The sequence below is a fragment of the Hahella sp. NS-SX17 genome, assembly GCF_057367735.1.
The window spans coordinates 6,022,045-6,036,449 of record NZ_CM170632.1 but is presented as its reverse complement, the minus strand read 5'-3'; the positions used below and the strand labels follow the sequence as shown (position 1 = coordinate 6,036,449).

General features: G+C 53.2%; 12 protein-coding genes. 3 read left to right on the top strand and 9 right to left on the bottom strand.

Going from position 1 to position 14,405, the window contains the following annotated elements; all coding sequences use genetic code 11:
* Positions 1–2 precede the first annotated feature (2 nt).
* A complete protein-coding gene (gene leuS / locus AC2IBB_RS26925; protein ID WP_486329778.1) occupies positions 3–2,576 on the bottom strand; it encodes a leucine--tRNA ligase in 2,574 nt (857 codons plus the stop codon).
* Between the two features lie 250 nt (positions 2,577–2,826).
* Between leuS and AC2IBB_RS26920 the strand changes: the two genes are divergently transcribed.
* Positions 2,827–3,399 carry a zinc ribbon-containing protein gene (locus tag AC2IBB_RS26920; RefSeq protein WP_486329777.1) on the top strand — a complete coding sequence of 191 codons (573 nt, stop codon included), beginning with the start codon at positions 2,827–2,829 and terminating at the stop codon, positions 3,397–3,399.
* Here the strand turns inward: AC2IBB_RS26920 and lnt are convergent.
* The 5 genes from lnt to miaB are packed head-to-tail and all read right to left on the bottom strand — an operon-like array spanning position 3,396 to position 8,658.
* Positions 3,396–4,937 (bottom strand): apolipoprotein N-acyltransferase, encoded by a 1,542-nt coding sequence (gene lnt / locus AC2IBB_RS26915; RefSeq protein WP_486329776.1) that lies wholly within the window; start codon positions 4,935–4,937, stop codon positions 3,396–3,398. The genes AC2IBB_RS26920 and lnt overlap by 4 nt on opposite strands.
* Positions 4,934–5,776: an HlyC/CorC family transporter gene (locus tag AC2IBB_RS26910; protein ID WP_486329775.1), complete on the bottom strand. Its 843-nt coding sequence runs from the start codon at positions 5,774–5,776 to the stop codon at positions 4,934–4,936. The genes lnt and AC2IBB_RS26910 overlap by 4 nt, the downstream gene beginning before the upstream one ends.
* Positions 5,777–5,786: 10 nt before the next feature.
* Entirely contained in the window at positions 5,787–6,257 is a 471-nt protein-coding gene (gene ybeY, locus AC2IBB_RS26905) for an rRNA maturation RNase YbeY (RefSeq protein ID WP_486329774.1), read from the bottom strand.
* Between the two features lie 55 nt (positions 6,258–6,312).
* Positions 6,313–7,281, bottom strand: a complete 969-nt coding sequence (locus AC2IBB_RS26900; protein ID WP_486329773.1) for a PhoH family protein — start codon at positions 7,279–7,281, stop codon at positions 6,313–6,315.
* A gap of 36 nt (positions 7,282–7,317) precedes the next feature.
* Positions 7,318–8,658 carry a tRNA (N6-isopentenyl adenosine(37)-C2)-methylthiotransferase MiaB gene (gene miaB, locus AC2IBB_RS26895; protein WP_486329772.1) on the bottom strand — a complete coding sequence of 447 codons (1,341 nt, stop codon included), beginning with the start codon at positions 8,656–8,658 and terminating at the stop codon, positions 7,318–7,320.
* 223 nt (positions 8,659–8,881) lie between these two features.
* On the opposite strand from miaB, the gene AC2IBB_RS26890 reads away from it, so the two are divergent.
* Positions 8,882–9,217 (top strand): DUF1820 family protein, encoded by a 336-nt coding sequence (locus tag AC2IBB_RS26890; protein ID WP_011399083.1) that lies wholly within the window; start codon positions 8,882–8,884, stop codon positions 9,215–9,217.
* Between the two features lie 67 nt (positions 9,218–9,284).
* Here the strand turns inward: AC2IBB_RS26890 and AC2IBB_RS26885 are convergent, their stop codons facing one another.
* Complete coding sequence (locus AC2IBB_RS26885) at positions 9,285–10,325, bottom strand: nucleoid-associated protein (RefSeq protein ID WP_486329771.1); 1,041 nt, start codon at positions 10,323–10,325, stop codon at positions 9,285–9,287.
* 202 nt (positions 10,326–10,527) lie between these two features.
* On the opposite strand from AC2IBB_RS26885, the gene AC2IBB_RS26880 reads away from it, so the two are divergent.
* Positions 10,528–11,652, top strand: coding sequence for a pyridoxal-phosphate-dependent aminotransferase family protein (locus AC2IBB_RS26880; protein WP_486329770.1), 1,125 nt, complete (start codon positions 10,528–10,530; stop codon positions 11,650–11,652).
* Between the two features lie 64 nt (positions 11,653–11,716).
* On the opposite strand, the gene cysN is transcribed toward AC2IBB_RS26880, so the two are convergent.
* On the bottom strand, positions 11,717–13,372 hold the full coding sequence (cysN, locus tag AC2IBB_RS26875; protein ID WP_486329769.1) for a sulfate adenylyltransferase subunit CysN: 1,656 nt from the start codon (positions 13,370–13,372) through the stop codon (positions 11,717–11,719).
* A gap of 65 nt (positions 13,373–13,437) precedes the next feature.
* Complete coding sequence (gene cysD, locus AC2IBB_RS26870) at positions 13,438–14,346, bottom strand: sulfate adenylyltransferase subunit CysD (protein ID WP_011399078.1); 909 nt, start codon at positions 14,344–14,346, stop codon at positions 13,438–13,440.
* Positions 14,347–14,405: the final 59 nt, after the last annotated feature.

The window sequence follows — 14,405 nt, the reverse complement described above, 5'->3', positions numbered from 1 at the left end:
GCTTACTTCACCACGATGTTGACCAGCTTCCCTGGTACAACGATGACTTTAACGACGCTTTTGTCTTCCATGAAGCGTTGAACGTTTTCATCGTCGAACGCCAGTTTCTCCAGCTCATCTTTACCAGCGCTGGCTGAAGCCTGAATGCGGGCGCGCAGCTTTCCATTCACTTGAACGACGAGCTCAATGCTGTCTTTTTCGAGTGCTTTCTCGTCCAGCTCTGGCCAAGTGGCGTTCATAACGATTTCTTCATGCCCCAGCTCGCGCCACAGTCCATGACTGATGTGGGGGACAATCGGAGCCAGCACCAGTACTGCTGTTTCAAGCGCCTCCTGTACAACCGCCAAACCTTGAGGCGAATCGTCTTCAAAGCGGCTTAACTCATTCAATAGCTCCATCACCATAGCGATGCCAGTGTTGATCGCCATGCGGTGACTAAACTCGTCCGTCATCTTCTTGATGGTTTCATGAGTCTTGCGACGCAGTGTGCGCTGAGCTTCGTTCAGTTCGGCCACATTCAGCGGCGCAGCCCCTTTCTTCTCAACATGGGTATGCACCAGTTTCCAAAGGCGGCGCAGGAAGCGATGCTGTCCTTCAACGCCTGACTCTGACCACTCCAAAGATTGTTCTGGGGGGGCGGCGAACATGGTGAACAGGCGGACTGTATCGGCGCCGTACTTATCGATCAGCTCTTGCGGGTCAACGCCATTGTTTTTGGACTTGGACATTTTCTCCTTGGGTCCAATGACAACAGGCTGGCCGTCTTCAATCAAAAAGGCTTTTTGAGCATCGGGCTCTGAGCGAACATCCTTGGGATTGAAATAGGTTTTCTTGCCGGATGGATCTTCGCGATAGAAGGTTTCCGCGATTACCATGCCTTGGCACAACAGCTTTTTGAACGGCTCATCGCTGTCGACTAAACCTTCGTCGCGCAATAACTTGTGGAAGAAACGTGAGTACAGCAAGTGCAGGATGGCGTGTTCAATTCCGCCTACGTAGTAGTCTACGGGCAGCCAGTAGTTGGCGGCTGCTGGGTCCAACATGGCGGTTTCCAGGTTAGGGCAACAGAAGCGCGCGTAATACCAGGAAGACTCCATGAAGGTGTCGAAAGTGTCCGTTTCCTGGGTGGCGGGCTGGCCGTTGTAGCTGCGCTTGCTCCAGTCAGGATCGGCTTTAATGGGGGATTTGACGCCGTCCATTTCCACATCTTCAGGCAGTCTGACAGGGAGATCGCTCAGAGGAACAGGAACTTCCGTTCCGTCTTCCAGCGTCATCATGGGGATAGGCGCGCCCCAGTAACGCTGGCGGGAAACGCCCCAGTCACGTAGACGATAGTTGATTTTTTTCTCGCCGATTCCCAGAGCGCTCAATTTTTCAGCAACTGCATCGAAAGCTTCCTGGGACGTCATGCCGGTAAACTCGCCGGAGTTGACCAGTATGCCTTTTTCGGTAATGGCTTGTTCCTGTATGTCCACTTCATCGGCGCCAATGACTGAGATCACTTGCTTGATGGGCAAGCTGTATTTCAGTGCAAACTCGTGGTCGCGTTGATCATGGCCTGGGACTGACATCACCGCGCCTGATCCGTAGTCCATCAAGACAAAGTTGGCGACCCAGATGGGCGCGGGCTCATTAGTCAGTGGGTGGATGACAAAGAAGCCAGTGTCCATGCCGCGTTTTTCCATGGTAGCTATGTCAGCTTCTGCGACCTTGGTGTTTTTGCACTCATCCAGGAACTTCGCCAGCTCGGGATTATTAGTGGCGGCTTCCAGCGCCAACGGATGTTGCGGCGCGATAGCGACGTAAGTGACGCCCATGACGGTATCTGGACGTGTGGTGTATACCTGCAAATCGCCATCGTGGTCTTTCAGTTTGAAGCGGAACTCAACCCCTTCTGACTTATTGATCCAGTTGCGCTGCATGGTTTTGACTTGTTCGGGCCAGTTTTCCAGCTTGTCCAGATCGTTCAGCAGTTGTTCGGCGTAGTCCGTGATCTTAATGAACCATTGCGGGATTTCGCGACGCTCGACATCTGCTCCGGAACGCCAGCCTTTGCCATCGATAACCTGCTCGTTGGCCAATACGGTCTCATCCACCGGGTCCCAGTTGACCGTGGACATTTTTTTGTAGACCAGCCCTTTTTCGTAAAGACGTGTGAAGAACCATTGCTCCCATTTGTAGTATTCCGGGCGGCATGTGGCTAACTCGCGATTCCAGTCGTAACCAAAGCCCAACAGCTTTAACTGGTTCTTCATGTAGGCGATGTTTTCGTAGGTCCACTTGGCTGGCGCGACGTTGTTTTTCAGCGCCGCGTTTTCCGCCGGCAGACCGAATGCGTCCCAACCCATGGGTTGTAGAACGTTTTTACCCTGCATCCGCTGGTAGCGGGAGATGACGTCGCCGATGGTGTAGTTGCGGACATGCCCCATGTGGAGCTTGCCGCTGGGGTAGGGGAACATGGATAGGCAGTAGAACTTCTCCTTGCCTGGCTCCTCGTTCACTTTGAATGCATCGGTTTCTTCCCAGAACTTTTGCGCTTCCTGCTCAACTTTTTTCGGGTGGTACAGTTCTTCCATCGGTCGTCTTTTTTCGCCTGATCGCTTTAATTAAGGTTTATCGCCCCGGATCAAAAACGTCGGCTTGCAAGCGTGACATAATCCGTACTGATGGACTCTGCGTCGGCAAGGCGCTGGGGCGTGTAAACACAATGGGTTAATGGCGGACTTTCCGCCATGAAAGCCGTTTATTCTAACCTAATAGTGTTGACTACAGATAGGGTTGGAGTAGGGTTGAAAACAAGATCTCGCATATCCGGGAGGTTAAGGTATGAAGCAGGAGGATAAAGCGCCTGAACATGTTGTGCAGGCGTACAACAATGTTCTGCAACGCGTTGAGAAGTCACTCGCTGACGTTGAAGTAAAGACATGGGAGACAGTTAAACAGGAGATTGATCAGGCTGTTGAGTTTGAGCAGGGACTGGCGAAACTGACCAGGGAGGAGTGGAGTCTGCTGGAGGCCTATGTCAAACGCGACATGAAGGAGCTTTACCATTTCGTCGCAGAAACTGGAAAGGGGCTACGTGAGTGGTTGCGGTTTGATCTTGACCTGATTGAGCAGCGCATCGGCGGCGCGCTCTTGTCCATCGCCGATAAAACCCTGGTGGATTTGGAAAAGCTGGACTATCAACTGCACCATGACCCGGGAACCTATGTCGCAGGAGAAGTCGCCTGCCCCGGCGTTCTTAAATGCGACCAGTGCGGCAAGATGGTCTGTTTGGTGGAAACCTCGCATATCGACAGCTGTCACCGGTGTCAGGGCATCTATTTTCAACGGCTTACTTCCCGATGGCCGTACGAGCCGGAACTTGACGGTGATGGTGTTGCCGAAGGCGGCGACTAACCCGCCTGCTCTGTAGCAATGGTGGGCGCGTGGGCCTGCTCGCGTCGCCCTAGGAGTAGCGCTCCAGCCAGTGTTAAGCAGGCGATGATCAGAATCGGCCAGGACCCCAGCCTGGAAAATGGAGTGCTTCCATTTCTCAGCGACACTTCTCCACTTAAAGTCGTGGCCTGAAATTGCGGAGCCCGTGAAACTATGCGGCCATGTGGATCAATAATGGCCGTAATACCGTTATTAGTTGAGCGCAGCATGAACTTGTCATTCTCCAGCGCTCTCATCTGTGCGTTCTGCAGATGTTGGTGCGGACCGATAGATGCTCCGAACCAGCTGTCATTGCTGACGGTCACCAATAGCTCAGGCTGCTGCGCCAGCTCGGCGACGAAGTCCGGGTAAACGACTTCATAGCAGATGAAAGGCATCAGGGTCGCGTCTCGAAAACGAATGGGGGCTTGTGTTGGGGAGCCTTTTTGCATGCTGGACATTGGCAAATTGAAGAAGTCAATGAGCCCGCGCAACCATGACTCTAAAGGAACATATTCACCAAAGGGCACCAGCTTTTGCTTGTTGTATACGCCTTCGCCCTGGCCTAACGCGATAAAACTGTTGTAAACGTTTAGTCTGGCGTCTTCGCCTCTTTCCGCGCTTAGAATACCCATCATCAAGGCGGCGTTCTCTTCTTTAGCTTGCTTGTCCAGCTGTTTGAGTAATGGCTCCGCCTGTCTGCGGAAATAAGGAAGCGCAGTTTCCGGCCAGATAATCAGGTCGCTACCCCAGAGTGGTTCAGTCAATGTCAGATAGGTGTCAGTGATGACTTCACGGTTTTCTTGTCGCCACTTTATTTCCTGGGCAATGTTCGCCTGCACCATGCTGACTTGTATCGGTTCGCCTCGTGGCGTTGTCCATTCAACCTGCTGCAGCAAGGCTCCTCCGCCCCAGACCCCGATGATCAGCGCAGCGCTGTAGGTCAAAGTGGTGAGGGATTTGCGGTTGTGATAACAGAGATTGAGTACGTGGCAGGTTGACAGTAACAGGAACGCCAGCCCATAGACGCCCAGTACCGGAGCCCAGCCAGCTAAAGGCGTTTCGATAAACGCGACGCCCAGGAACAACCAGGGAAATCCTGTAAGAAGCCAGGATCTGACCCACTCGAACAATATCCACATAGCGATGAATATCAGCCCTTCCAGGCTTGGCGATAAGCGCTGACGGGTTAAGCGTGCGGTCAGAAAGAATTGGAGTGTGGGAAACAGTGCGATGCCGGCCACGAAGACGGCGGTCAGGATAAACGCCAGCGCTGAGCTGGCGTTGCCGTGATCATGAATGCTTACGTAGACCCACGAGGCGCCAGATCCGAACAATCCAAGACCAAACGCCCAACCTTGCGCCAGGGCCTGTTTGACCTTGCCGAACTGGAAGACGTTCAGCAAGATCAAAGCCGCGGGAAAGGCGCAATACCATAGGTTGTACGGGGCGAAGCAAAGTGTGAACAACCCGCCTGCGGCGGCCGGAGCCACCCAGTTTCTCAGTAAGGCGGACTTCATGCCGTACGGCTGACCTGAATCAGGCGAATCTGGCGGCTGTCCGCATTGAGTATTTTGATGTCGAAGCCATTGAAGGAGACGGTTTCGCCTCGCTTCGGCAGACGGCCAAACTGTTTGATGACCAGTCCGCCGATGGTGTCGAACTCTTCTTCGTCCAGATTGGTGGTGAAGTACTCATTAAACTCTTCCACTGGCGTCAGTGCTTTGACGACATATTGATTGTGGCCGGTGCATTTGATGAGGCTTTCTTCGTCAAAGTCATGCTCGTCTTCTATTTCGCCAACAATTTGTTCAAGCACGTCCTCAATGGTGACGAGGCCGGCTACGCCGCCATATTCGTCCACCACAATCGCCATGTGATTGCGGTTTTCCTTGAACTCTTTCAGTAGCTGATTCAAGCGCTTACTTTCAGGAATAAACCATACAGGGCGGAGTATGTCCTGAACTTTGCTTTTGTTTAATTCGTTTTTCAGCGCCAGCCCGAGCAAGTCTTTGGCCAGTAGAATGCCGACCACTTCATCTTTGGATTCACCGATGACTGGGTAGCGAGAATGGGCGGACTCCAGAATTTCCTCCATGTATTCCTGCGGGCTCTGTGCGGCCTTGACGACGCTCATTTGGGCGCGAGGAATCATGATTTCCCGAACCTGCATGTCCGTGACCTGCATGGCGCCTTCTATCAGGCTCAGGGAGTCGGGGTCTATGATGTTACGGTTTTCCGCTTCCCGCATGATCTGCAGGAGTTCTTCCTTGTTTTGCGGTTCATCGGAAAAGGCCTGGGTTATACGGTCAAGCCATGAGCGAGAAATTTGCTGGCTACCCGAATGATCGTCACTCATTGATGTTGTGTTACCCTTCAGCTAACGAACTGTTGGTGGCGTAGGGAGGGGGAAAGCCCAGACTGGTCACCAGTTCTGTTTCGAGACTTTCCATAACCTCTGCTTCCTCGTCAATTATATGGTCGTATCCCTGTAAATGCAGCATCCCATGAATGACCATGTGCGCCCAGTGCGCGGCGGCGGTTTTTTGTTGCTCAACGGCTTCGTTGAACACTACCGGCGCGCAAATAACCAAGTCGCCCAACAGGGGCAGAGTTAGTCCAGGCGGGTTTTCAAAAGGGAAGGACAGGACATTGGTTGGCTTGTCTTTGCCACGATACTGCGCGTTCAGCTCCTGGCTTTCCTCCGTATCGACGATGCGGATGGTCACTTCACGGTCGCTGGTTTCGCGCAGGGCAGTCTGCGCCCACAGAATCAGCTGTTCTTCGCTTGGAAGGTCAGCCTCTTCCGAGGCTATCTGGATATCGACGTCGAGACTCATAAACTGCTTTATTTAGATGCGTTTGCTTCGTTTATATGGGCTTCGGCGACGATTTTCAAATGGAATTTTTGTTAAATGCTTCGTACGCATCAACAATTCTTTGTACAAGGGGGTGGCGTACGACGTCTTTGCTCAGGAATTTGGTGACGCTTACGCCTTTGACGTCCTCTAGCACCTTTAACGCTTGAACCAGTCCGGACGGAACGCCTTTCGGCAGGTCGACCTGTGTGGGGTCCCCAGTCACTACCGCGGTTGAGCCGAAGCCGATCCGGGTCAGGAACATCTTCATCTGCTCTGGCGTGGTATTCTGGCTTTCATCCAGTATGATGAACGCGTTATTAAGGGTGCGGCCGCGCATGAACGCCAGTGGTGCGATTTCAATCAGCCCTTTTTCCAGCAATCGATTGACATGCTCGAAACCGAACATTTCATATAACGCGTCGTACAGAGGGCGTAGATAAGGGTCCACTTTCTGCGCCAAGTCGCCGGGTAGAAATCCAAGTTTCTCTCCCGCTTCAACCGCAGGGCGCACCAACAGAATGCGTTTTACCTGATCATCGGCCAGGGCTTGCGCTGCGCACGCAACCGCCAGATAAGTCTTGCCTGTTCCAGCGGGGCCTACGCCGAAGTTGATGTCGTGCTGCAGTACGGATTTTACATAGTGAATCTGATTCTGACCGCGCGGCCGGATATGTAACTTGGGTGTACGGATAACAACGCCGCCAGAAGAGTTGCTGGCGTCGTCTTCTTCCTCTGCGCCAGACTCCCGAATAAACAGATGTACTGTGTCGGGTTCAATAGACGAGGACGCTTCTGTTTCTCTGTAAATGTGGCGAATGATTTCCGCCGCCGCCTGGGCGTTTTTTTCTTCCCCAAACAGGGTGAATGAGTGCCCGCGATAGGCGACGCGCACCTTCAGGCGGCGTTCAATTAAGCGCAGGTTTTCATCAAACTGCCCGCATAGGGCTTGCAGTCTGATGGGGTCAGCTGGTTCCAGCTTAAAGCTGATGGCTGGCTCGTTCAAAATTTACCGCCTGATAGTGTGATTCGGGCCTGAGACTTAATAGTCCAGGCTGTCAATGCGTTCACCACGTAGTGAATTGGGCAGGGCTGCGGTGATGGTGACATCGACAAAGCGCCCGATAATGTCATGATTGTCGCTACGGAAGTTCACTACACGGTTGTTCTCCGTGCGTCCCTGTAGTTCGCCAGGGTCTTTTTTGGAGACGCCTGTCACCAGAATGCGTTGGGTGGAGCCGACCATTTTGCGGCTGATGTCCTGGGCGAACTGCAAGATGCGTTGTTGCAGGATCGACAGACGCTGCTTCTTGGCCTCTTCGGAGACGTTGTCCTCCAGATTGGCGGCGGGAGTGCCCGGACGTGCGCTGTAGACGAAACTGAATGAGTGGTCAAAGCCTATCTCATTGATCAGGTTCATGGTGTGTTCAAAGTCTTCATCAGTTTCACCAGGGAAGCCGACAATGAAGTCCGAGGACAGGCTGATGTCGGGACGAATTTCACGTAGGCGGCGCAGTTTGTCTGTGTACTCGGCGACCGTGTGACCGCGCTTCATCAGGTTCAATATGCGGTCGGAGCCGCTTTGCACGGGTAGGTGCAGGTGGCTGACCAGCTTGGGAACGCTGGCGTAGACTTCGATAAGTGAGTCGGAAAATTCGACCGGGTGTGAAGTAGTGTAGCGGATGCGATCAATACCGTCGATTGAGGCGACATAAGTGATCAGCTCCGCCAAGTCCATGTAGTCGCCGTCGTGAGTCAGACCCCGATAAGCGTTAACGTTCTGTCCCAGCAAATTAACTTCGCGCACGCCCTGTCCGGCCAAATGCGCGATTTCCGCGATCACGTCGTCCACTGGGCGGCTGACTTCTTCGCCGCGAGTGTAGGGCACTACGCAGAATGTGCAGTATTTGCTGCAGCCTTCCATGATGGAGACGAAGGCGCTGGCGCCTTCGCTGCTGGGCATGGGCAGGCGGTCGAACTTTTCAATTTCGGGGAATGTGACGTCCACCATTGGGATCTTTTGATGGGCGACGGAGTTGACCATTTCCGGCAGGCGGTGCAGGGTCTGCGGGCCAAACACCATGTCTACGTAAGGCGCGCGGTCGCGAATGGCGTCGCCTTCCTGGCTGGCGACGCAGCCGCCGACGCCAATCAGCAGATTAGGATTCTTTTCTTTAAGCGTTCTCCAGCGGCCTAGCTGATGAAACACTTTCTCCTGAGCTTTTTCTCGGATAGAACAGGTGTTCAGCAGTAAAATGTCCGCCTCATCGGGGTTGTCGGTGAGCTCAACGCTATGACTCTCACCTAATAAGTCAGCCATGCGCGAGGAGTCATACTCGTTCATCTGACAGCCATAGGTTTTAATAAAGAGTTTTTGCGCCATTCAAAACCACCCGAAGAATCTGCGAACTTAAAAATTGGGACCGCGTATTATACGTTTTAGGCGGGCTCTAGTGTAGGGGGGCGTTCAAAAAGTTGGCAGTATGGGCTCCAGAGCCCGGTGGCGGCTGTGATATGATTGCGCCGGTTTTCAGCGTTTCCCCTTTGTTCTCAAGGCTTACGAGGGCGATACGGATAGTTGAGCGATTGAATTTACAGGTGTGTTTATGTCGAATAAGACGAGTAAAAAAGTTTTTCGGGTCGTTTACTTTAATCAGGATGAGGTATTCGAGCTGTACGCGAGTAAAGTCTATTCCAGCGAGCTGTATGGGTTTATTGAGGTGGAGAACTGGTTGTTCGGTGAGCGCTCACAGCTACTGGTCGATCCTGCGGAAGAGAAGCTCAAAGGGGAGTTTGCAGGGGTAAGCCGTTCCTTTATTCCCATGACCTCCATCATCCGTATCGACGAAGTGGAGCAGCAGGGAACAGCAAAGATCTCTTCCGGTAAGTCCGGAGGGACCGTGGCCAGCTTTCCCCGTCCCCCAGTGAAAACGGATCGCTAGCTCTGATGGCGGCGCCGTATTCCCGGCGCTGCCGCTATCTTCTTAAGCTTTCGTATCAGTCCCTAGTTTATTCGCCGTTGTCGTCCTGATTCTGTGCTTGCTCGTCTTGCGGGCTCAAATAGCGTTTTAACTGGGCTTTCAAAGACTTGGGAATTTCCATAATAATGAGGGCGTCTTTCTCGCTGTCGTAAATAATGCTTTCATTGATTGCTTCGGAAGAGAACGACAAGCTCATGCCGGAGCCTCTGCCTGCAAAGCGAACGAGCTGTTTCAGCTTGCGGCTGTCCGGGCGCAGCGCCGCTGGAGCTTCTGGTATGGCTTCACGCATAAAGTGAGCGAACTTGTCGGGGTTTTGTTCATCCATAGCGATGGACAGCTCTTCAATTTGTACCGCTTCCCCTAGCTTTTCTTGATCTGAGCAGAATTCAACCGCCTTTTTCTTCAGCTTGGCTGCGCTTTTCGGGTCCAGTGACTCCGCGAAGCGCTCCAGACCACTTAACACCACTTCTGTTTCTTTTGCGGTGTCCACGTGGGTAGCGAAACCAAAACTATGGCAGCCCGCTTCGCCTATTTTGCGCAGGTTGCGTTGTAGATAGACGGTGGCGCAGTCAGGCTGATTACTGGCGAATAGAGGATCAAGCTCGATACGCAGGGCGAAAGTGATGGCTTGCGGGTCCAGATGCTCAATGGGCTCGATTTGCAATTCGTTGGTGACGACATTGGTGACGCTGCTTTCCAGGACAAAAATATAAAGTGTGCGGGCGTCGCCCTGCTGGTCGTGAATCCACAATAAATAGCTCTGTGTGGTGAGGGGGATGACGTCCAGTTTTTCTTTGAAATCGGCCAGGCCTTTTTCGGTTAACTGTTGGAAGGACATTTTCCCTTCGTACCAATCTTTTAACCTGGGACCGAAACTTTGACCCTCGGCGTGAAGATTGATGCGGCCAAAAGCCTTACCGGTTTTGGCTGCGAACAATCGACGTAAAGTATGAAAAACGGCCTCATTGTCCGCGCCTGTCTTGGGCAGTTGTTGCGGAATTCGGGTCTGGCTGGCGTCGTCTTCGGAGAATTTTTCCAGTACCTGAATGCTGAGTTCGCTGATCGCCATAGTAGGTAAGCCTTAATCGAGCTTGAGTGTGCGGAGAGACGCCGGACGAAGCCGTGTCCTAGTTAAAGGCGGATTGTAATCGCCCCAGTAAAGAGTGCAAGGCTGCTGTGCGGACATTCTGAGTTTTACTCAGCAACCGTGAGATATGTTGCGTTGTCTTGTAGACTTCTTTTATCCATAACAATGAGTCAAGGAAACAAGCATGAGCACGGGCTTTACCATTCCCAAGCGGCTGCTACTGGGTCCCGGGCCTTCGAACACGCCCGCCAGCGTACTCGCGGCGATGTCGCAACCCACTATCGGACACCTTGATCCGGTCTTTATCAGTATGATGGATCAGATCAAGCAGATGTTGCAGGCGACATTCAAGACGCAGAATAGATTGACGATGCCTGTTTCGGCGCCGGGTTCCGCTGGCATGGAAACCTGCCTGGTTAATTTACTGGAGCCGGGAGATCAGGCGATTGTCGCAATCAATGGCGTGTTCGGCAAACGTATGGTGGAGAACGTCGTTCGTGCGGGCGGTGTGCCGATTGTCGTTGAATTTGAGTGGGGGAGCCCGGTTGATCCGCAGCGTATTGAGGAGGTTTTGAACGAGCACCCCAATGCGCGGCTATTAGCGTTTGTGCATGCGGAAACCTCCACAGGCGCGCGTTCCGACGCTGAGGCGCTCTGTCGTCTTGCGCATGAGCGTGGCGTGCTGTCTGTCGTCGATATGGTGACTTCCTGGTGTGGTATAGAGGTGGATATAGACGGTTGGAAAGCCGACGCGGTATACAGTGGTGCGCAAAAGTGTCTTTCTGCGGTGCCAGGTATTGCTCCAGTGTCATTCAGTGAAGCGGCGGCGGAGCGCATTCGCTCCCGCACCAAGCCTGTGCAAAGCTGGTTTCTGGATATGAGTCTGGTGATGGCGTATTGGGCTGAAGGCGGGCAGCGGGCGTACCACCACACCGCGCCGGTCAATACTCTGTACGCTATTCATGAGGCGCTGCGCCTGGTTTTGGACGAAGGGCTGGAGAATCGCTGGGCGAAGCATAAAACTGCGCATGAAGCCTTGGTGAGAGGCGTGGAGTCGCTGGGGCTGTCCTTTCTGGTGGAAGAGCCTTACCGTCTGCCCATGTTAAATGCGATTAAAGTGCCGGAAGGTGTTGATGAGGCGGCGGTGCGAACCAAGCTGCTGGCGGATTACAACATGGAGATTGGCGCTGGGCTTGGGCCGCTACAAGGGAAAATCTGGCGTATTGGACTAATGGGAAATAACGCTACGATAGAATGTGCGAATCGTGCGGTTAGCGCTTTGGGCGAATGCTTGCAGGCATTGAAATAACCGCATACTAAAAAGGCTCCAGGGCGAAAGTCACCCTGGAGCCTTTGAATTGACTAAGAAAGTCTTACACGAAGTAGTGCTTTTCCACCAGCTCACCGATGACACGGTTAACCTGTGTTGAAAGCTCTTTCTCATCTGCCGCGCTTACCGTCGCGGCGACTTCACCTTCGTATGACTCAATGCTTTGGGTGGCGATGACTAGCAGGCCGGCTTTTAGAAGAGCGGCTAATGTGGCTTCAGCCAGAGTTTCCTCAACAACCACTACAGACTTGCCGCGCTCAAACAGGTTGCGCTCCAGTGCGTACGCCAGTTTGTCCGCCAGCTCGCCTTCGACTTTAATCAGGCCAGGCTTGTGGCCGTTACGGGCTTCGCGTTCTGCGTCAGTAATGGGAGCGAAAGCAGCGATGTCCGCATCGTCAACAGCGCTTTCAATCATGCCTGCGCCGATGGTGACGTTGGTCAGACGGTCGATGATGATGAAGGCGCCGGTAGTGCGGTTGCGTGAATAGGGGTCAAACACCAGTGGCTGGTTGAGCGTGACTTCACAGGAGCCGATTTCATTCAGCTGCAGCGTGTCGGTTTCGCTCTTCTCCAGTGTATTAACATCGATCTGATGATGGATGCGGCTGACAGAACCGGTCGCCAGATGCGTAGCCTGCTTGATGTAGTATTGACGGCCAGGTAGTAGCGGCGCTTCGCTCATCCAGACGATATGCGCCCGCATCCGGTTGGATACGCAGGGAACATTGTCTGGGCGAACCAACACGTCGCCGCGGCTGATATCAATCTCGTCGGCTAATGTCAGCGTCACGGCCTGATCAGAGAAAGCTTCTTCCTGCTCGCCCTCAAAGGTGACGATGGACTTGACCGTACTGGTTTTGCGGGAAGGCAGCGCCATGATGGGGTCGCCTTTGCGGATAATACCCGAGGATACCGTACCGCTGTAACCGCGGAAGTCCAGGTTCGGGCGATTGACATACTGCACGGGCATACGGAAATCAGACAGGTTTTTGTCGCGGGAGATTTCCACTGTCTCCAGGATTTCCATCAGAGGCTTATCTTTGTACCAGGGCATCGTCGGTGCATTGGAGACCACGTTGTCGCCATCCAGTGCTGAAATCGGTACGAATTTCAGGTCGTGTAGAGTCAGGCCCTTAGCGAAACTCAGATACTCCTGCTTGATCTCTTCGTAACGCTCCTCGCTGTAGTCCACCAAGTCCATTTTGTTCACCGCCACCAAAATGTGCTGAATGCCCAGCAGTGAGGCGATGAAGGTGTGGCGCTTGGTCTGCTTCAAAACGCCGTGACGGGCGTCGATCAGGATGATGGCCAGTTGCGCAGTGGAGGCGCCGGTGGCCATGTTGCGTGTGTACTGTTCATGGCCAGGGGTGTCGGCGATGATGAACTTTCTCTTGGCGGTGGAGAAATAGCGATAAGCGACGTCAATTGTAATGCCTTGCTCGCGCTCCGCCTGAAGTCCGTCCACCAGCAGGGATAAGTCGAGCTTCTCGCCCGCATTGCCGGATTTGGCGCTGTCTTTTTTGATGGCTTCAAGCTGATCTTCATAGATCATCTTGGAGTCGTGCAGCAATCGACCGATCAGGGTGCTTTTGCCGTCGTCAACGCTGCCGCAGGTTAAAAGGCGAAGCAGCTCTTTATGCTCATGCTGCTTCAGATATTCAAGAATGTCTTCGCTGATTAGGTTTGATTGATGTGACATGGACCGTACTCAATTAAATTCTGCTAAATGAATGCTTCCCTGAGGGCGCTTCTTTTCTCGATAGATTAGAAGTAACCTTCGCGTTTCTTTTGCTCCATGGAGCCAGCCTGGTCGTGGTCAATAACGCGGCCTTGACGCTCAGAGCTGGTGGTTAGCAGCATTTCCTGAATAATTTCCGGCAATGTGGTCGCCGTAGATTCGATAGCTCCAGTCAGCGGGTAGCAGCCCAGAGTACGGAAGCGCACGTCTTTCATCATCGGGGTTTCGCCCGGCTTTAAAGGCATGCGGTCATCGTCCACCATGATCATCGTGCCATCGCGCTCTACAACTGGGCGTTTGGCGGAGAAGTACAGAGGGACGAGCTCAATGTTCTCCAGATAAATGTATTGCCAGATATCCAGCTCGGTCCAGTTGGATAGAGGGAATACCCGAATGCTTTCGCCTTTATTGATCTTTCCGTTGTATAGGTTCCACAGCTCAGGACGCTGATTTTTGGGGTCCCAGCGGTGGTTGGAGTCGCGGAAAGAATAGACGCGTTCTTTGGCGCGGGATTTTTCCTCATCGCGGCGGGCGCCGCCGAAGGCGGCATCGAATTTATATTTGTTGAGGGCCTGCTTCAAAGACTCTGTCTTCATTACATCGGTGTGTTTGGCGCTGCCGTGCGTGAAGGGGCCGATGCCTTGGCGTACGCCGTCCTCATTGATATGGACAATCAGGTCCAGTCCGAATTTGGCGGCCTGTTGATCACGGAAAGTGATCATATCCTGAAACTTCCAGGTTGTGTCCACATGCATCAAGGGGAAGGGCGGCTTGCCGGGAAAAAAGGCCTTGCGCGCGAGATGCAGCATCACCGAAGAATCTTTTCCGATGGAGTAGAGCATGACGGGGCGCTCAAACTCGGCGGCGACTTCTCTGATTATATGGATACTTTCAGCTTCCAGCTGTTTTAAATGGGTGAGGTTGTAATCAGTCATTTTTTCAACTGCACTCCTTAGTAAGGGGTCTCCGGTAAGGCTGATGTCCGAGGAGGATT